Here is an 18,430-nt window from a genome sequence, read left to right on the forward strand (position 1 = left end):
CCGCCGTCATGGACCTCCTACCTTCTCCGGCATGACGAGCTCCATACCCTCTTCCAGCGCGCCGGGATCGGGCCCGATCAGATCGCGGTTGCGCTTCCAGATCTCCGGCCAGTAGCGCTCGTCACCGTAGACGTCCTCGGAGATGTCCGCGAGCGAGTCGCCGCTGCCGACGACCCGCCACACGGGCGTCGGCGTGGGGGTCGGCGTCGGGGTCGGCGTGGGAGCCGGGGCCGGGGTGGCTGACGGGGTGGATGCCGGCGTGGGAGCCGAGGCCGGCGTCGCCGACGGTGCGGGCGCAGGCCCGCCTCCCGATCCGTCGCGACGCCGCCCGCAGACACAGGCCTCGTCCGGCGGGCAGAGGCACTCCTCCTCGTCCTCCGGCGGGTACCAGCCGGTGGTGTTGCTGCGCCTGCGGGCCTGCTCCATCCGCTCCTCCCGCTGGGCCTGCCGCGTCGCCAGACGGTTGTCCACCCTCGTGACGAGGGAGTCGACCAGGGACGGCGGCAGCAGCGACCGGTTGGGGCCGTCCTGTCCGACGCCCATCGAGTCGGCCATGGTGATCAGGACCAGCAGCCTGCTGCGCCGCTGTTGCGGCGTCGCGGCCTCGACCTGCCGGACGGCTTCCCGCAGCCTGGCGATGTTCTGGTGATCCGCCGTGGTCAGCACGGCCTGCCCGCCGGTCACCGGCTCCCGCGTCAGGAGGGCGGGACCGGACGGCAGGTTCAGTCGCGCGGCGATGGCGCCGACCGCCGCCGCGGCGGCTTCCCGTTCGATGGCGCCGATCGAGCCGAACGTCGCCACCTGGAACATCGCGACGTGCTCCTCGACGGCCGCCCTGAACGGCTCCGAGCGCAGCCCCCGGTGGGCCGTCAGCTCCACCGCGACGGGGGCGTGTCCCGGGATGACGATGTCGAGCAGGCCGTTGCCGTACCTCCGCACACTGGCCCCGGCCTGCCGCGCGGCGCGCTCGACGGCCGCCACGGCCGCGTTCACCGCCGCGGTCGGCTGGTGGCCGACGAGGGAGAGGATGGCGTCGACCTGGGCAGGGCTGAGCTGGCCGGCCCGGGCCGCCGCGATCAGCCGCGTCCTGGCTCCGGGAGTGCCGGGTTCCAGGCCCGCCCGCGCCGCCTGCGCGCGCAAGGCGTCCTCGCGCTGGCGGCGGGCGAGCCGCGGGGCGTCGGCCAGGTCCTCGATCCTCGCTCTGAGCCTGGCCAGCACCGCCAGGTCCTCGCGGCCGAGAACGGGTGCGCTCTCCTCCAGGCGAGGGTCAGCGGCGCCGCGAGCCATCGTCCTGCCCGGCGGCAGCCCCTCCAGCTCGGCGATCCGCTCGGCGATCCGCGCCGCGACACCGGTGGTGACGGTCCTGCCGCCGCTCTGCGACACCTCGATCACGAGCTCGCCAGGCCGGCCGAGCTGCGGGTAGGAGCGCACCTCGCCGGGCGCGAGGTCGGCCTCGGACACCACCAGCGTGAACTGGCCGCCCGGCCACTTCACCTCGAAGCGGCCAGGACCGGTGGCCGTGACGGAGTCGACGTTGGCGATCCTGCTGAGGGCGTCCGCGGCCGTCGGCGTCGTGTCGAACGCGCCGATCGTGGCGGCCGAGCCCAGCACGGGACCGGCCCCCGTGTTGAGGAGAGCGGCGATCGAGCCCCTGGCCGGCGTCGAGGTCACCGGCGGGCCCGAGCCCCACGGCGGTTCGGGGGCCAGGTGCCCGCGAGCGACGATGTCGGCGGCGACCGCGTCGATCGCCTGGGCTATCCGCAGCTGGACCGCAGGGTCGCTCGCCTGCCGCCAGTCGCTGGACAGGACCGCGTGCTCCCTGAGCCGCGGCTCCAGGCAGTGGTCACGCCCCTCCTGCTGCTCGGCGGAGGGCAGGGAGCCCCTGACCACACCCTGGCCCGCGCCGTTCTGCTCGGCCGCCGCCCACTGGAGCAGGTGGACGATCTCGTGGGCCACCGTCGCCTTGACGATGACGGGGTCGGCGTGTTCGTTGATCACCGTGGTGGCCGGGTCGTCGGGCGCGGTCCCCCTGGACGTGACGGCGTTGTCGCCGGAGACGACCTCGCCGACGTTCAGCTGGGTGTAGAGGATCCCGTGCTTCGCGGTGGCCACCTCCAACGTCCGGCCGTCGGCCATCAGGCGCACCGCGACGAAGCCGTCGCCCAGCTCTTCGGCCGTGGGTATCCGCTGCCTGAGGTCGTCCATGGTGAGGGGGGCGCTCCCGGCGCGAGCCGAGGGATCGTACGGCGTGCCGGGGATGGCAGGGGACGTGGCGGAGACCGCGGACTGGACGCTGACGCCGCCCTGGCCCACGTCGCTGCCTACCATCGCCGGATCCACGGCGGGCGTCTCCTCCGCCGACTGCGCGGGGAAGGCCGGGTTGGGTTCCGCGTACGGCACGCCGCGGTCCTCCAGCTCCGCCTGCACCTTGTCGGTCAGGGTGCCCTCCACCGTCGAGGCGAAGAAGATCTGACGCAGCGGGAGATTGTGTTCGATGGCGAGGTCGAGCAGCGGTTGCGGCAGCGTGCCGAACGCCTCGGCGAAGCCGTTGTCCGCCGCGACGAGCAGCGCCTCGGGATCGTTCGGATCCGTCGGCAGGCTGTGCACCCCGTTGTTGTCGAGCAGGTACCTGCGCAGGGTGCCGTCCGGCTCCACCTGGTCGAGGACGACGGGCCTGCCGCGCGAGGCGACCGTGCGCGCCTCGTTCAGCAGGCGCCACGGCGCCTCCTCCGTGACCTGCCCCTGCCACACGATCGGGTCGTTCTCGAAGGTGGGCACGGCGAACACCCATCCCGCGCCGAGAGGCACGCCCGCCTCGATGGCCTCGTTGATGGCGTTGAACTGGCCCTCGAACATCTCGACGACCACGGTGGCGGTCCCCGCCTCGGGGAGGAACTCGGAAGGGCCGCGAACCCGGCGGCCGGTCACCGTTCGCCCGACTTCCGTCAGCGTGGCGTCGAACGCCACCTCGAAGGCGACCTTGAGCCGCCTGCCCCGCGTGTACGTGGTGTGCTCGACGCGGCTTCCCCTGCCCACCGTGTAGCGGTCGGTGGCCTGCTCACCACTGGAGACGCCCGCCGACACGCTTGAGGGGCCGTGGCTGCCGCCTGCGCCCCTGCCGAGCGGGAGCATCGTGCCCGTGCTCACCGTCGTCGACCACTCGTGCTGGAACCGCTGGACGTCTCCGCCTTCCCTGTCCTCGAGGACGCCGACCACGACCCCCTTCTTGAACGTCCTGGCCTGGAGGGTGACCTCCTGGCCCAGGCCGCTCGCGCTGCGCGGGTTCACCTCGCCGATCAGCAGCCCTTCCCCGGCGGTCATCCGCTTCAGCAGCGCGATCAGCGTCAGGTCGTCGGTCATCGTCTGCAGCTGGTCCTCGACCTCGCGCGCGGCGGCCTCTCCGTGACGGAACGCCACGGCGGCCCGCAGGCTGTCGTACAGGGAGCCGTCCTGCTCGATCGTCTCGGTCTTGGTCGCGTTCGGCAGCGGGAACGAGCGCGGATCCCTGGCGCCGTCCAGCTCGGGCACCGCGCCCTCCTCGTAGGGGCGGATGTGGGTGGTCTCGACCAGGCGGACCATCTCGAGGTCGACGGTGAAGGCGGTTTCCGTGGCGCGTTCGGGATGCAGCACCGCGTCGGCCGCCCTGCGCCCCGCGCGCCTGAGGCCGAACCAGCGGAACCGGGAGGGCAAGCGCTCCATCGTCACGGTCAGCTGGCCGTTCTGCAGGAGCCTGTGCATGTCGGGCGGGCCGCCGACACGCTCGACCGTGGTCTGCTGCTTGTGGGAGGAACTCGACGTGGACCGGTTCTTGTCGGTCGACACCGAGCCGTTCCCGCCACCGGCCGCGTTCGCGCCGCCGCCGTCGACCGATCCCCCGCGGTTGCGGCCGCTGGAGAGCGTGTACCCCGTCTGCATGTAGGAGTAGTCCTGTCCGAGGGGCACCTTCGTCTTGGTGTGGCCGAGATCCTGGACGGAGTCGGGGTCGAGGTTCAGATGCATCCGCACCCTGAACCGCTCGGTCCTGCCCAGGCGGCCCGTCCTCATGGTGAACGCGGTGTGGTAACCGAACCGGCCGGTCATGTTGTCGACCTTGCCGCGCCAGCGCCTGCCGTTCAGCGAGCCGTACAGCTTGTCGGGAGCGGGGGCGTCGGCATCGAGGACACCGGGCGCCAGCCGCGCCAGGTGGGCCATGGTCTGCTCGAGGAGGTTGACGCGCTTGCCGCCGAGGGAGAACACGACGTTCTCGATCAGAGAGTCGCCGATCTTCGTGGCGAGATGGTTGACCAACCTGACACGTCGGGGCTTGGCGGCCAGTGCCGCCGCCGCGGACAGGCGGTGCCCGTCCGGCGCCGCCATCATGTCCGCGAGACCGGGCAGGGTGGAGAGCTTGTTCTCCAGCGCCTCGCGCGTGTGCCTGTCGGCCAGCTCGGGCCGCTGGTCGGCCGGGAGCGTCCGCAACTCCATGAGGTAGCGCTGCACGAGCGGAACCGCGACCGTCCGGTCCAGCTCCAGATTGTCGTCGAGCCAGCGCTCCACCGAGTCGGCCGTCATCCAAGGCGGCAGTTGCAGCTTGCCCTCGGCGTACAGGCGCAGGCTCACCTCTTCGGGGACGGAGAAGATGGCCGAGCCGTCCACGGTCTCCCCGACGGGGGTGACCGAGCCGGGAGGGAACGCGTTCATCGAGAACTGCCCGTCGGCCTGGAAGTAGTGCTGGACGCCGATGTCGATGGCCAGCCGCTCCCTGCCCCAGATCAGCAGCTGGTACATCGAGCGCGCGATCGACCAGGTCTTGCCCCAGCCGGCGTTGGCGCTGCCGTTCGCGCCCTTTCCGTTCTGGTAGCCGGCGCCGGCCCCGGTGTTGATCCCCCCGTTGGCGGAAGCGGAGAAGCTGGTGTTCAGACTCTCCAACTGAAGGAAGATGTCCGCGATGACGCCCTCGTGGGCCCCCAGGGCGCGGACCTTTCCCGGCTTCCAGTCGAGGCTGAGCCGAGCCCGGGACGGGCCCGGCAGGCGGAACCAGCGCCGCCCCTGGTTGAAGCTGCGCGAGTTCACGGCGAAGCCCGTGGTGTACGGCGAGCCGCCCTTCACGGCGTGAGACAGGACGTTGTGGTGGCCGAGGAAGTTCGCCACGTGATGCAGCGCGCTCGTGCCCCAGCGCAGGAACCGCGAGAACAGTCTCCTGGCCGCCGGGAGGAGGCCGGTCGTGTCGACGTGGTGCATCGTCGCGTTGTCGATCAGCTCGGCGGGGGCGGCCTGCCACTGTCCGGGAGGTCTGCTGGGGTCGGCCAGCATGGCCGTCGGGACCGCCATGCTGACCGTCGTCTCGTGCTCGGACAGCACCACCGGCTCGCTGTCGCCGCTGCGGAGGGTGGCGGTGACCGTGCCCTCCGTCTCCGTCCTCCCGTCGGTCAGCAGCTCGTGGAGCAACACGTCGTTGCCGGTGTCGCCCTTGGCGGACCCGGAGCTCGTGCCGCCGCCGAGGGCAGCGCCGAGGCGGGCCTTGAAACTGAACCCCGCCGAGTTCTCGCCGGGGTCGTGCGCGGCGCTCACCTCGCCGCTCAGACCCCCTGAATGCCCGTGCCCGGCCGACACGACGTTGGTGTCGGACCCGATGTACAGCAGCGCCATGGCCTGGTTGAAATCCTGCGCGACCAGGGTGGTCGTCGTGACGTCCAGGCCGATCTTCAGCTCGAGGGTGAAGATCTGGGTGCTCTCCCCCGCGTGGTTGCGCACGAGCGGGATGAGGATGCCCTGGTGGATGGCCTGGTTGAGCCGGGTCTTGACGTTCAGGTCGCGGACCTGCTGTTCCATTTCCATCTGGTTGGTGTGCTGGGCGGCCGCCTCGTACTCGTCCTCGGAGTAGATCAGCTCGCCGTCCACCGGGGTGGGCAGGAGGCCGAGGCTGCGCAGCGCGGTGATCGCGTCCGACAGGGTCCGGTCGAGGTTGGTGACTCCCTTGACGAGCGCGAAGCCCGCGTCGGCGAACTGGTGCTCCTGGTCGCCCTGCCAGATCGGCCGGGCCTCCTGGCCGGTCTTCGGTCCGATCTGTTGCGGGTCGTCGCGCAGGACGATCTCTCCGTCGGCGTTCCTGAGCGGCTGCTTGTCGTCGCCCAGCACCACCGCGGCGGGGTCGAACGGCATGCCCGCGCGGGCCGCCTCCGACTCGGTGGCCACGATGTGCAGCTCGCCCGTCGTCTCGACCGGATCGAGGCGGTCGTCGCCCTCGATCATCGTGATCACCAGCACGGTCTTGTGCTTGACCACGACGTCCTGGTGGTGGGCCATGCTGCGGTCGACGACCGGCTTGTAGGCCGTTCCTCCGGCGCTCACGCTCTCGGACCGCGACCGGCCGTAGTTGGCGTTGACGCCCCACGAGGACTTGGCCTTCGGGTTCAGCTTCTGCAGCAGGCCGGCGAGCCATCCGAACGCGCGGCCGATGCCGACCGAGCCGCCGCTGGAGAACCCGGACGTCTGGCCGCCGTTCGAGTTGGTGACCGCGACACCCAGGTCCTCCTTCCAGCGCTCGTTACTGGGGACTCCCGCCAACCGCGCCGACTCGTAGTCGGGCTCGGTCCGCAGTTCGACCCGTGCGACCTCGCGCCCGTTGTGCGAGAGCTTGCCCTGGATGCCGGTGTTGACGGCGTCGGCCATCTCGCTGGGCCACTGCTCGGACACGAAGTTGCGGAGCTGCCGCAGGGTGTCCGAGCCGGCGTTCTTGCCCAGCCTCTCCATCGCGCCGTCGATGAGCTCCTCCGCCCCGGTCGCGTTGAGAGTGACGCTCGGGGGGAACGTGCGCGTGTCCCCGGTCTGCCCGGCGGGCGCGCCGTTGGCCTTCGCCGGCGCCGGGTGCCGGGCCTCGAGTTCGGCCAGCGTGACAGGCTTGCGTACCGGGCGGTCGGTGTGCGAGGCCCCGATCCACACGTGCAGCTCGGACAGATCGTTACTCGTGCCGCTGTCGACCGGGTCGAGCGTGACCCAGCCCTCCTGAGGCGAGGTACGGATGCGCACCGTGTACGTGCCACGCCCCTTGAACGGGGTCGCCTCGCCTCTGTTGTCCTCGACGGCGCCGCCGACCACGTTGTCGAGGGCGTTCCCGCTCGTCGAGCGGCTCCGGCCGTAGTTCAGCTCCCCACCGGGGCTGAAGAGCTTCACGAGGGAGCCCACGCCCGGTATCACCTTCACCAGGCCCGCGAGCTTGCCGCCGATCTTGTAGGTCACCGTGCGGACCATCTCCGCCGCGATCGCCAGACCGCCCTGGGGGAGGCGGCCGAACATCATCTGGCCGGATCTGGCCCAGTGGCCTATCACCTCGATCAGCTCGGCGACCGTCAGCTTGACGTTCACCTCGCCCTGCGAGAGCACGCCGACCCGCAGGACCACGCCCTCCTTCGAGATCAGCTGCTTCCACTGCCCGAGCAGTGCCCGGTGCAGATCATCCACGGTGAACTGCTCGTCGATCCCCTGAGCCAGCATGCCCGCGTTGATCCGCTGGGTCAGTCTGGTCATGTGCGGCAGCTGCTCGGCCATCGAGTTCGCGACGGCGTCGGGAGCGGGCAGAGCCGCCAGCAGGGCCTCCTTGTAGGCCTCGACGCGCCTCTTCGCGTCCTCGGCCGCCTGGGCCAGCTCGCTCTTGGCGGCCGTCACCGCGGCCGGGTCGGCGCCGGTCAGCTGGTGCAGGCTCTCCGCGAGCCGCGCGTAGTCGCCCTGGACGGTCCGGGCCGCTGTCAGCGCCTTCTTGTAGGCCCTGATGATCCGCTCGTGGCGACGCTGGATCTCCTGCTGCTTGTCCGCCTCGGCGCGAGCCTTGCGGGCGCGTTCCTTCGCGAACTGGTCCCGCTGCCCGTCCGCCTTCTCCGCGTTGTCGAGAGCGTCCTTCTTCGCCTTCTTCGCCTTCTTCGCCGTTTCCGCGTGTGCCTTGATCCGGGCCTCGAGGCCCGCCACCGCGCGTGACAGCGAGTCGGCCTGTCCGCGCGCCAGCCTGGTCGCCTCGGCGAGCGGTGTCTCCGCCACGGGGGCGGCCGGGGGGAGCACACCCTGCTCTCCGGCGATCCATGGTGGCGTGGGCGCCGTCTCGCCGCGCTGGGCCAGGTCGGCGGCCACCGCGTCCATCAGCTTCTTCAGCGCCTCCTGCTCGCTCTGGCTCGACGCGTCCAGCCAACGCCTGGCGAGGTGGCGGTGCTCGTTGTACCGGGCTTCCACGTACGCGGCCTGGCTGGTCTCGGCGTCGCCCCGGCGGGTCAGCCGGTTCAGCACACCCCTGATGGGGCCCTGGCCGGGCTCCACGGTGACGGCGTTGAGCTCCTGCGCCGCATGAGTGAGGTACTGCACCAGCGTGACGGAGACCAGCTCGGAGCCGAGCCGTCCCGACAGCCGCAGGACGTGAGGGTCGCTCTCGGTGCCCGAGTTCAGCACGACAGCGGGATGACCGCCCGAGGCCGACGACGGGTACACGATCCGGAAGTGCATCGTGGGCCGGCCGTCCATCTCGACGCGCAGCTGGGGACCGCCGGCCGACCAGACGATGGAGCGCACGCCCCTGCCGAGATCGGACGGTTTCACCGCCTCACCGTCGACGAGGGCCTTGACTTCGGCGTCGTCCAGGTCGGCCTGCGAGGGCGGCCGGGTATCGGCCGTCAACGTCGTGTCGACGACGGTCCTGGACGTCCTGGGGCCCGGACGGGTGGTGGGCGCGGCGGGCGGAGTCTGAGGCGCGTTGGCCGTCTCCGGGTCGAGCGCCCGCACCTTCGTGGCCACGTCGGCGGCGGAGTCGTCGTGGAAGCCGGGTCGCATGAAGCCGTCCCCGGCCGCCGGATCCTCGGCGATCAGCGCGCTCAGCCGTGCGTCGGGATTGCCGGCGAGCACATCCGAGATCGCCTTCGTCGCGGCGGCGCGGCTGGGCTCGGACAGCTCGGCGAGCTGTTCGAGCGCGTCGACCGCGCCGTTCGACCGCGACCGGCCGGCGAGCCCGGCGATCTCGGCGCCCAGCCAGGCCGCCGCGTTCACGCGCAGCACCTCCTCGGGCATGCCGTCCTTGGCGTTGGCCCGGAGCCCCCTCCTGGCGCTGTTGATCTTTTCTGCGGAGATCGTGACGGTTCGGCCGGTGACATCGGTGAGGCGCACGTCGCCGTTCTGGAGCCACAGGGCGTCCGGGGCGACGTGGAACAGCGCCTCGTCGATCGCCTTCCGGGCGGCGGCGGGCGCGGCGGCCTCGCGCGCGGCGGCCGCGGCCGCCAGCTGCTGCGCCGTGGGAGCGGACGGCGTGGCGGCGGTCGTGGTGGTGCCGGACTCCGACGTCTGGGCCTGGCCGGTGCCGGCCTGCTCGCCGGTCGCCGCGGTGGGCTGGACGGCGGGGTCCTGGCCGGTGTCCGGGTGCTGGGCCGCGTCGGGGTTCTGGGCCGTGCCGGAGTTCTCGCCGGTCTCGCCGGTGTCCGGGTTCTGGGACGTGCCGGAGTTCTCGCCGGTGTCCGGGTTCTGCGACGCGGCGGGATTCTCTCCGGTGTCGGGGTTCTGCGCCGTGGTGGGGTTCTGGCCGGTGTCCGGGTTCTGGGTGCTGGGCGAGGTCTGGCCGGTGTCGGGGTTCTGGGCCGTGGGGTTCTGGGCGGTGTCCGGGTCTCCCTGGGTGAGCGGCTCGGACGCCTGGTTCTGCTCGCCCGTGGAGGGCTGCTGGGACCGGCCCTGGGGGTCAGGCTGCTGCGCCGAGGGGCGCGTCGCCTGCGTGGTCGGGTCACCGGCCGGCTGCGTCTGCTCTTCTTCCTCCTCCGGGGTGACCACGACCTGGTTGTCGGGGTCGGTCGAGGTCGTGCTCGACCCCCTCCGAGTGCCCTCCCCGCCGGCCGCGGTGGACGACGATCCGCCCTGCTGCGTGCCAGTCTGGCCGGTCCTGCCCGCCGTACCGCCCGAGCCGGTCGTGGAGGTCCCGCCCGGTCCCGTCGTGTTCGGCCCGCCCGTCGACGGGTCGCCGGACGGGTCGGGGCCGTTGCCCGTCGGACCGTTGCCTGCGGGGCCGGAGGGGTTCTGGCCGGAGCGGGCCAGGTCGGCGGCGGCGGCCAGGTCGCTCGCGCTGGCGAGGGTCGACAGCGGGTGGGCCAACGCGGTTAAGACGTCGGTGCTGAAGGGGCTGAGGGGGCGGACGTCGGGGAGGAACGGCACTCCCGCACGGCCGGCGCCGCCCATGAATCCGCCCACCACGGCGTCGAGAGTGAACGGGTTCTGCGGCGGCCACTGGTGGTAGACGAGGGTGTTGGCGATCATGCTGCCGAACGGCGAGGCGATGGCGTTGGTGAGACCGGTGTTCAACGCGCGCCCCGCGAAGCCCGGCACGTGGTCGGTGATGTGGGACACCGGACCGGCAAGCCTCATGCCGATCACGGCGCCGCCGCCCGCGCCCACGACCGCGGCACCCGACTTCTGCCAGTCCCACTCGGTCCGCGTGCCCATCTGCATCTGTTCCCACTGGGCGTAGGCGTCGATGAAGAACTCCTCGCCGATCTCCTCGACCAGCTCCTTGCCGATGGGGGAGGCGAGGAATCTGAGCACGGCGGCACGGCCGGTGGGTCCGCTCAGCGCGGCCAGCATGGCCACGCCTCTGGGGCCGATCGCGCGACTCGCGATCGCCGTGAGCCTGACGAGGATGCGGGTGATCGCCGCTCGCGCCGCCGCCGCGTACGGGCCGATGAACGGGGCGGTCGAGCCCGCGGTGAAGAAGGCGACGAGAAGGCCGATGGCGATCGCCACGACGGTGACCCAGAAGGCCACGTTGATGGACAGCTTGGAGTACTGCGTCTCGACGGCGAAGTTGCTGGCCTCGGCCGCGCGGCTCATCGACTCGTTCGTCACGGCCGTCGTGCCTGCCGGGTTGCCGCACAGCTCGCGCGCCCTGCCGACGAACTCCGCCGTGGACGGCGCGTCACAGCCGGCCACGATGGCCCTGGCGGCGCGGCCCGCCGCTTCGGGATACCGGCTCGTTCCCGTGGCGAGGTTGTAGTAGGCCTGGGACAGCTTCGACAATCCGGTCTCGCTTGCCTCAGGCCATTTCTGGCCCGCCGACAGCATGGGGATCAGCCAGTAGTTGACCCAGTCGGGCAGCGACTCCGTCTCCCAGGCCGGGCGGACGTCCCTGTCGATGACGACGACCACGTCCTGCTTGGTGGCCCGACCCCCTGGACCCTGAACCTCCACGCCGCCGCTTGCCACACCGTCCCCCGTCAGCCGTCCGACTGTTCGTCACCGCGCGTCAGGCCCCTCGCCGTCGCGCTCTTTCTCGTCTCAGACCTCCCGGACCCGTTCGCCCGTCCCGATGTCATAGGCGATCGTCGTGTCCGTGGTGAACAGGTTCTCGACGCCCTCGCGCACCCGGTCGCCGGCGTCGGCGAACTGCTGGGGGAAGTTCGAGCACCGATCCATCAGCTTGGTCGGCCCGTCACCCTGGTAGTGGTTGGCGTAGAAGGCCTTGCCCTCGGCGCCGGACCCCCATGGCTCGGTGGCCAGGGTCTGCCGCAGCTCGTCCACCAGGCGCGGCAGGTCCTTCTCCATCTCGCCGGCCATGTCGGACCACTGCGTGATCCCCTCGTAGGTGATGGGCCTGACGAGGTCCACGCCGTACGGGGAGCTCATCGTCTCCCGCCCATCTGGTCGGCCAGCTGGGCCAGCACGCTCTCGAGGTCGCCCTCGAGATGCGCCTCCATCTGATCGGCCGGGATCAGCGGGGAGAACACCTCGATGATCTGCTCGCGCGCCTTGGCGGCCGCCTGGTGCACCGTCTCGGTGATCGTGTCGGCCAGCCCTCTGGCGTCGGGATGCCGGTAGATGCGCGGGTCGATGTCGAGCCGGATCAGCTCGCCCCGCGAGCCGACCGTGACCGACACCAGACCGTCGCGTGACTTCGCGCTCACCTGGACGGCTTTGGCCTTGGCGTGCAGCTCCGCGCCGTCCTCCTGGAGCCGCATGAAGGTCGCGCGCAGTTCGTCCGCGTAGGCCTGCAGGCCCGCGGGGTCTCGTTCGCCGAAGGACTCCATGTCACCCCCCTCGCCCCACCACGCGCGCCAGCAGCGTACGTGTTACACGCTAGTTTCCGGCACATGAACATCATTCGACAAGATGTCCCGCAAATTGCTCATGTGTCACACCGCCTCACAGCTGGAGGGGGACCGCACGCTCCTGGAGTTCTCCCACGTCATCACGGGTGACCCAGCGCCGGTAGACCCCGCGCTCGACCCGCTCCATGCCGAGCGCCACCGCCTCCGGCGCCGAGCCGCCCAGGTACTCCAGCAGCACCTCGCCGTCACGCTCGGCGAGCACCATGAACTCCGTGCCGCGCCACGTGCAGACCGTGGTGACGAACCAGACGGCCTCGCACTCGGCGGCGGGAACCGTCATGACATGGCAGCCCTGCTCGACCTCGGTGAAGCCTTCGGCCGGATCCTCGCGGCGCAGCCGTAGCCAGACCTCCAGGGCGGACGCCTCCGGGCTGGCCGGGTAGTCGGCGCCCCGCCATCTGGCGCGGTAGGGGGACGGCGTCATGCGCGCCGCCCGACCAGGAACCAGCGCCGCAGGTCGCCGTGGTAGACGGCGCGCCTGCGCTCGATCCCGTCGTGCTTCAGCTCCCAGATCTCCGCGCCGTGGGTGAGGCCGACGCCGTACACCTTGTACTCGCGGATGACCTGGTCGGGGTTGGGTACCAGACCGAGCCCCACGAAGGGCGGCTCCTCCACCACCCATCCGGCGACCGCGTCGCGGCGCTCCTCGTCGACCCCGCCGTACGGCGTGCGGTAGAGGTCGAGCCCCACGGGACGCCAGCGCAGCAGGTTGAGCGCGCCCTCGGGGGTGACGAGGTCGGGCTGTCCGAGCGCCTCGGCGAGCACGGCGGGCGTGGCGATGTGCGAGACGTCGAGCGCGTGGTGGCAGTACCCGGAGACCCTCGGCTCGCCGCCGGACAGCAGGTCGTGGATGTCGGAGGGGCGCAACAGCTTCTGCATCACCGGCACGCCCGACCGGGGGGCGAGCGCGAGGTCCTGGACAAGGGTGGGGACGGCGAGCCTGGCGACCGTACCCGACTCCAGGAGGAAGCTCACGGGCAGGCCGGGATTGACGGCCAGGCCCCAGCGGGAGTCGGGCCAGCCCGCCGCCAGCTCGAGCATCGAGACCACCCGGTGGTGCTCGGTGAAGGTGGCGCTGGCGGCGACCATCGCCTCGACCGAGGTGTAGGCCAGCATCCAGGTACGGTCACCGTCGCGGGCGGTCGGCCAGGCGACCGGTTCGGTTCCCTCGAAGGCGGCCACGGAGATGGGCAGCGCCAGGTCGGCGTCCTTCAGCAGGCTCAGGCACAGGGCCGTCGCACCTGCCTCGAACGCGGCCCAGAGCGCTTCCTCGAAAGGACTGGACGGGTTCCGCACGACGATCACCCTAGCCAAGGCGTGCTCCGAACTCGCATGCCCCAGGCCTTACCTGGGAACACACGCCAATAGGGGCTCGAAACGTCGGGGGAGGTTCGACCAATGGCCATCCATACGGAACGGGTAACCGGTTGGGTCGGCTGGATCTGGTTCGGCGGCATGCTGATGATCATGTCGGGGATCTTCAACATCGTCAGCGGCCTGTCCGCCATCATCAACGACCAGGTCTACGTCCAGACCTTCACCAAACTCCTGCTGTTCGACCTGACCGGGTGGGGCTGGCTCCATCTGATCTGGGGTGTTCTGCTCACCGTCACCGGCGTCGCGGTGAGCTTCGGCAAGGGCTGGGCCCGCATCGCGGCGGTCGTTCTGCTGATGATCAACGCGATCACGCAGCTTACCTGGATCGCGGTCAACCCCTGGTGGTCGCTGGCGGTCATCGCCATCGACGTGCTGGTGCTGTACGCGCTCATCGTGCACGGCCGGGAGGCCAAGACGCTCGCGGAGTGAGGCTCCGCATCTGTCGGATACATGCGCTTTTGGGGGTTTTGCGGACTTCGTTATAACCCGCATCGGGAAAGAACGCATATGGCCGACCTCGCGAGGGCCGGGCGCGGTCGCTCGTGCCGGGAAGAAGGCCGTCCCACAACGCGACAGGAAGCAGGACCATCCATGAGCAACCTCATCGTCATCTCCTACCCGGACGTCAACACCGCCGCCATGGTCCGCGACCGGCTGTTCGAGATGCAGAAGCAGAACCTCATCACGCTGGCCGACGTGGCCGTCGTGGAGCGCCGGCTGGACGGGAAGATCAAGCTGCACCAGTCCACCAGCATGACCGGGCTGGGCGCCACCAGCGGCGCCCTGTGGGGTGGCCTGATCGGGCTGCTGTTCTTCATGCCGCTGTTCGGCATGGCGATCGGCGCGGCGGCCGGCGCGGCCGGCGGGGCGCTCACCGACGTAGGCGTCAACGACAAGTTCATGAAGGACCTCGGCGCCAAGATGGAACCGGGCAAGGCCGCGCTGTTCGTCCTGGTCGTGAAGAGCACGCCGGACAAGGTCATCCCGGAGATCGCCCAGTACGGCGGCGACATCCTGCAGACCTCGCTCAGCCAGGACCAGGAGGACCATCTGCGCGAGGCCGTCAAGGCGGCGCAGGGCGTCAACGCCTGACCAGCCGACCCCGGGCGGCCAGGCGTCCGTCGCCGCCTGGCCGGCCCCGGGCCGCCGGGCGTCCCCCTGGCCTGTCCCGGATCGCCACACGCCGGCCCCGGCCCGCCGGGCGTCCACGCCTGACCTGCCCTGGGTCGCCGGGCGTCGACGAGGCGTCGGCGCATGGCTTGTCCGGTCCTGGCATCGACCTGCACGGTCTGGTGCGACCGCGCGACCGGGGCACCCATTCACCCGTTTTCCTGGCGGATGTGTGGCGTCGACCTTCATGGACCGCGCGACCGGCGCGCTCGTCATCCGTTTCCTGATCGCCTTACGACCGCTGAGCCGCCATCGGAACCACCCGTCTATCGGTCGCGGTGGTAGTGGCGTGCGGCGCGGGCGCGGTTGCCGCACGCCACCGAGCACCACTCCTGGCGGGGATGGCGCTTGACGAAATACAGCACGCACCTCGGGGCGGGACACACCTTGACCCGCGCAAGATCGGGGCCGGCGAAGAAGTCGATCGCGGCGTTGGCCAGGGCGGCCGACAGGTGGTCGCCGTGCACCTCGAGATGCTCCTCCGGCGCGTGCGACCACTCGAGGCGGCGGCGCATGGGGGCGGCGGCGCTGTTGACCAGCGCGAGCGCCTCGGGGAGCGGGGGCAGGGCTCCGGCATCCGCCGCGCTGGGCGGGTGAGGGGAGACGGCCTTGGCGAAGAGCGCGCGTACGGCCTGGCGGAGAGCGACCGTGCCGACCCTGATCCGCTCGTCGGCGGTGAAGGTCGCGGTGTCGAGGTAGGGGGACAGGTCCTGGTCGCGCACCCAGGCGGTCAGGCCGTCGACGGTCGCGAAGGCGTCGGTGAGGCCGCTGCGGCGGGCTCGGATGGTGCCGGCCAGCCGGAGCGCCAACGGGTTGTCCATGCCCTTCATTCTAACGGAGATTTCCCTCAAAGTCCGTGATAATGTAACGGACTTGTCGGGGCTATCCCGTTATAAGGAGTGCTGAAGATGATCAAGCCGGTGCAGGGGGATCCCAAGCTGGACAAGGTGCCGAACATGGTGCGCGTTATGGCGAACTCGCCTGCCGTACTGGAGGGCTACCAGGGGCTGGCGCGGGCGCTGAAGAAGAGCACGCTGCCGCAGACCACCTTCGAGCGCATCGCGCTGACCGTGGGCGCGGCCAACGCCTGCTCGTACTGCGTCGCCGCGCACACCTACAGCGGCAAGACGGCGGCCGGACTCAGTGACGCCGACGTCGAGCTGGCCAAGCAGGGCACCGCTGAGGACGCCAAGGAGGCCGCGGCCGTCGAGTTCGCCCGGGCGCTGACGGAGACGCGCGGTAACGCCGACCCGTCCCAGGCGCGCGCCGCGGGGTGGAACGACGAGCAGATCCTGGAGATCATCGCGCTGGTGGCCCTGCAGACGATGACGAACTACGTCAACAAGGTGGCGGAGACCGAGAACGACTGGCCGACGGCATGACGATCGCGCGCCTGGGCGCCGGCCGTGCCGAGGGTCCCGGTCGGGCCGGGGGCGCCGATCGGGCAGAGGCTGCTGGTCGTGTCAGGGGTGCCGGTCGTGGGGAGGGTCTCGGTCGGGCCGGGGGCGCCGATCGGGCAGAGGCTGCTGGTCACGCCAGTGGTGCCGACCGGAAAGGAGGCGCCGGCCGGACGGAGGGCGCCGGTCCGGTGGAGGGTGCGGGCCAGGTGGAGGGTGCCGGTCGGGAGGAGGGCGCTGGGTGGGCGGCCAGGGTCGGGCGGATGCGGCCTGTGGCGGTGACGCTGGTGCTGCTCGCGCCGCTCGCGGTGGTGCAGGCGGTGGCCGGGGAGCCCACGCTCGCACCTCCGCTCACCGCCTCGGCCGCGCTCGTCGCCGTCGCCCCCGGCACCCCGGCGGCCCGCCCGCTCACCGTGCTGCTCGCCCACCTCATGGCGGCGGCGGCAGGGCTCGGCGCGGCGTTCGTCGCCGGGCCCGGCACAACGGCCGCGATGCTGGCGGTGGGGGCGGGGGTCGTGGCGATGCTGGTCACCGGCACCTTCCACGCCCCCGCCGCGGCGTCGGCCGCGCTGCTGGGCGTGGCCGGTCAGCCGGTCCCCGCCCTCGCCCTGGTGGCCGGTGCGGCCATCCTCGCCATCCTGGCCGCCGCCCCGCGCGTGGCCCGCTTTCGCCGTACAGGTTGACCTCCGCACCGCTGTCCTGGCCGTCGTGCCGCGCGTGGCTCGCTTCCGCCGTAGGGGTTGACTTCCGGCCGTGCCGTGCGTGGCCCGCTTCTGTCGTAGGGGTTGACTTCCGGCAGCTCCCCGCGTGGCCCGCTTTCGCCGTACGGGTTGACTCCCGCGCGGTCGAATGGAGCCTGTGCCGCACAGGGGCGATGGCGCCCCGGTTGAGAGTCCGATCGGTGACGCAGACCGTGGCTCGGCCGGGATGGCGAGCAGTCGACCTCTTCCCATGAAAGGACGCCCGCGTGTCGCGGGCGTCCTTTCGTGTTGCCGTCTTGACGCCGCTGGGTGACAGCTACATGCTTTGGTTATAGACTTTAACCAAAGAAAGAGACTGTCATGTCGACGTCGACCGGGGCCAGGGGTGCCGTCCTGGCGCTGCTGGCCGCCTCCCAGTTCCTCGTGGTGCTCAACACCTCGATCGTCAACGTCGCCCTCCCCGTGATCGGCGACGACCTGGGGCTGACGCCCGCTGGCCTGTCGTGGGTCGTCAACGCCTACCTGATCGCCTTCGGCGCCCTCCTCCTGGTGGGCGGCAGGCTGGCCGACCTGTACGGCAGGCGGCGCGTCCTCCTCGCCGGTCTCGCGCTGTTCACCGCGGGCTCGCTCGCCGCCGCCGTACCCGCCGGGGCGGGGTGGCTGATCGCGGCGCGCGCGGTCCAGGGCGTCGGCGCCGCCGTCCTGTCGCCGGCCGCGCTGGCCGTCCTGCTGGCTCTCTACGCGCCGGGCGCGGAACGGGCCAGGGCGCTCGGGGTCTGGGGATCGGTGTCGGCGGCGGGCGGCGCGGCGGGCGTGCTGCTGAGCGGTCTGCTGACCGACGCGTTCGGCTGGTGGTCGATCTTCGCGGTGAGCGTCCCCGTCGGCCTGTTCGCGCTGGCCGCCGTGGCGCGGCTGGTGGCGGGCGACGCGCGGACGGCCGGCGGCCGGCTCGACCTCGCCGGCGCGGTCACGGTGACCGCGGGCCTGACCGGCGTCGTCCACGGGCTGGGCGGCGGCGGTGCGGTGACGGTCGGGGTCGGGGTGCTGCTGCTGGCGGGGTTCGTGCTGGTCGAACGGCGGGCGGCCGATCCGCTGGTCCCGGCGGGGCTGCTGCGTACCGCCTCCGTCGGGGTCGGCAACCTGGTCATGCTCCTGCTGGGCATGGTGTGGGTCGGCACGTTCTTCTTCCTGCCGCTCTACCAGCAGCGCGTGCTCGGCTACTCGCCGCTGGCGGCCGGCCTCACCCAGCTGCCGCTCGCGCTGGCGCTCATGCTGGCCCCGCTGGCGGCCGGCCGGTTGCGCGCCCCTCTCGTGCCGGGGCTGCTGACGTTGGCGGCGGGGCTGGCCTGGCTGGCGAGGGCGCCTGGGAACGGCACCTTCCTGGCGGACCTGCTCGGCCCGTCCCTGCTGGTCGGCGCCGGGCTGGGGCTCGCGTTCGTGCCGCTGACCGCGCTCGGCGTGGCCGGGGTGCCCGGCGAGCGGTCCGGGGTGGCGGGCGGCCTCATCAACACCACCCGGCAGGTTGGCGGCGCGCTGGGTCTTGCCGCGCTCGCCTCGGTCGCGGGTCTCGCGCCCGGCGAGCTGTCCGGCTATCACCGCGCCTTCGCGGCGGCGGCGGTCATCTCCCTGCTGGCGGCGGTCATCGCCTTCACGAAGGGGCGGACGTCGTGATGAGACGCGCTCACTACGA

The 18,430-nt window shown here is 71.6% G+C and carries 11 protein-coding genes; 5 read left to right on the top strand and 6 right to left on the bottom strand.

The window, feature by feature from the left end; genetic code table 11:
- Nucleotides 1-6: 6 nt before the first annotated feature.
- From ABZX22_RS31010 to ABZX22_RS31030, 5 genes are all read right to left on the bottom strand, one after another.
- Nucleotides 7-11,136 carry a hypothetical protein gene (locus ABZX22_RS31010; RefSeq protein WP_354915641.1) on the bottom strand — a complete coding sequence of 3,710 codons (11,130 nt, stop codon included), beginning with the start codon at nt 11,134-11,136 and terminating at the stop codon, nt 7-9.
- Between the two features lie 129 nt (nt 11,137-11,265).
- Nucleotides 11,266-11,613 (bottom strand): hypothetical protein, encoded by a 348-nt coding sequence (locus ABZX22_RS31015; protein WP_354915644.1) that lies wholly within the window; start codon nt 11,611-11,613, stop codon nt 11,266-11,268.
- Nucleotides 11,610-12,014 carry a YbaB/EbfC family nucleoid-associated protein gene (locus tag ABZX22_RS31020; RefSeq protein WP_354915647.1) on the bottom strand — a complete coding sequence of 135 codons (405 nt, stop codon included), beginning with the start codon at nt 12,012-12,014 and terminating at the stop codon, nt 11,610-11,612. Before ABZX22_RS31020 ends, ABZX22_RS31015 begins: the two co-directional genes overlap by 4 nt.
- 115 nt (nt 12,015-12,129) lie before the next feature.
- Complete coding sequence (locus tag ABZX22_RS31025; RefSeq protein WP_354915650.1) at nt 12,130-12,519, bottom strand: hypothetical protein; 390 nt, start codon at nt 12,517-12,519, stop codon at nt 12,130-12,132.
- Nucleotides 12,516-13,391: an SseB family protein gene (locus ABZX22_RS31030; RefSeq protein WP_354915653.1), complete on the bottom strand. Its 876-nt coding sequence runs from the start codon at nt 13,389-13,391 to the stop codon at nt 12,516-12,518. Before ABZX22_RS31030 ends, ABZX22_RS31025 begins: the two co-directional genes overlap by 4 nt.
- A 102-nt stretch (nt 13,392-13,493) precedes the next feature.
- Between ABZX22_RS31030 and ABZX22_RS31035 the strand changes: the two genes are divergently transcribed.
- The gene (locus tag ABZX22_RS31035) at nt 13,494-13,901 is read left to right on the top strand and encodes a hypothetical protein (protein ID WP_354915655.1); all 408 of its coding nucleotides are present in this window, start codon (nt 13,494-13,496) and stop codon (nt 13,899-13,901) included.
- A 162-nt stretch (nt 13,902-14,063) separates the two neighbouring features.
- The gene (locus tag ABZX22_RS31040; protein WP_354915658.1) at nt 14,064-14,564 is read left to right on the top strand and encodes a DUF1269 domain-containing protein; all 501 of its coding nucleotides are present in this window, start codon (nt 14,064-14,066) and stop codon (nt 14,562-14,564) included.
- A gap of 344 nt (nt 14,565-14,908) precedes the next feature.
- Here ABZX22_RS31040 and ABZX22_RS31045 read toward each other — a convergent pair whose 3' ends face one another.
- Nucleotides 14,909-15,463, bottom strand: coding sequence for an ABATE domain-containing protein (locus tag ABZX22_RS31045; RefSeq protein ID WP_354915661.1), 555 nt, complete (start codon nt 15,461-15,463; stop codon nt 14,909-14,911).
- 87 nt (nt 15,464-15,550) lie between these two features.
- Here ABZX22_RS31045 and ABZX22_RS31050 point away from each other — a divergent pair, with 87 nt between their 5' ends.
- From ABZX22_RS31050 to ABZX22_RS31060, 3 genes are all read left to right on the top strand, one after another.
- The gene (locus ABZX22_RS31050) at nt 15,551-16,024 is read left to right on the top strand and encodes a carboxymuconolactone decarboxylase family protein (protein ID WP_354915664.1); all 474 of its coding nucleotides are present in this window, start codon (nt 15,551-15,553) and stop codon (nt 16,022-16,024) included.
- 278 nt (nt 16,025-16,302) lie between these two features.
- Nucleotides 16,303-16,722: an HPP family protein gene (locus tag ABZX22_RS31055; RefSeq protein WP_354915667.1), complete on the top strand. Its 420-nt coding sequence runs from the start codon at nt 16,303-16,305 to the stop codon at nt 16,720-16,722.
- Between the two features lie 378 nt (nt 16,723-17,100).
- The gene (locus tag ABZX22_RS31060; protein WP_354915670.1) at nt 17,101-18,411 is read left to right on the top strand and encodes an MFS transporter; all 1,311 of its coding nucleotides are present in this window, start codon (nt 17,101-17,103) and stop codon (nt 18,409-18,411) included.
- The last annotated feature ends 19 nt before the right edge of the window (nt 18,412-18,430 follow it).

Origin of the sequence: Nonomuraea sp. NPDC003804 (assembly GCF_040610675.1) — a bacterium.
GTDB lineage: Bacteria > Actinomycetota > Actinomycetes > Streptosporangiales > Streptosporangiaceae > Nonomuraea.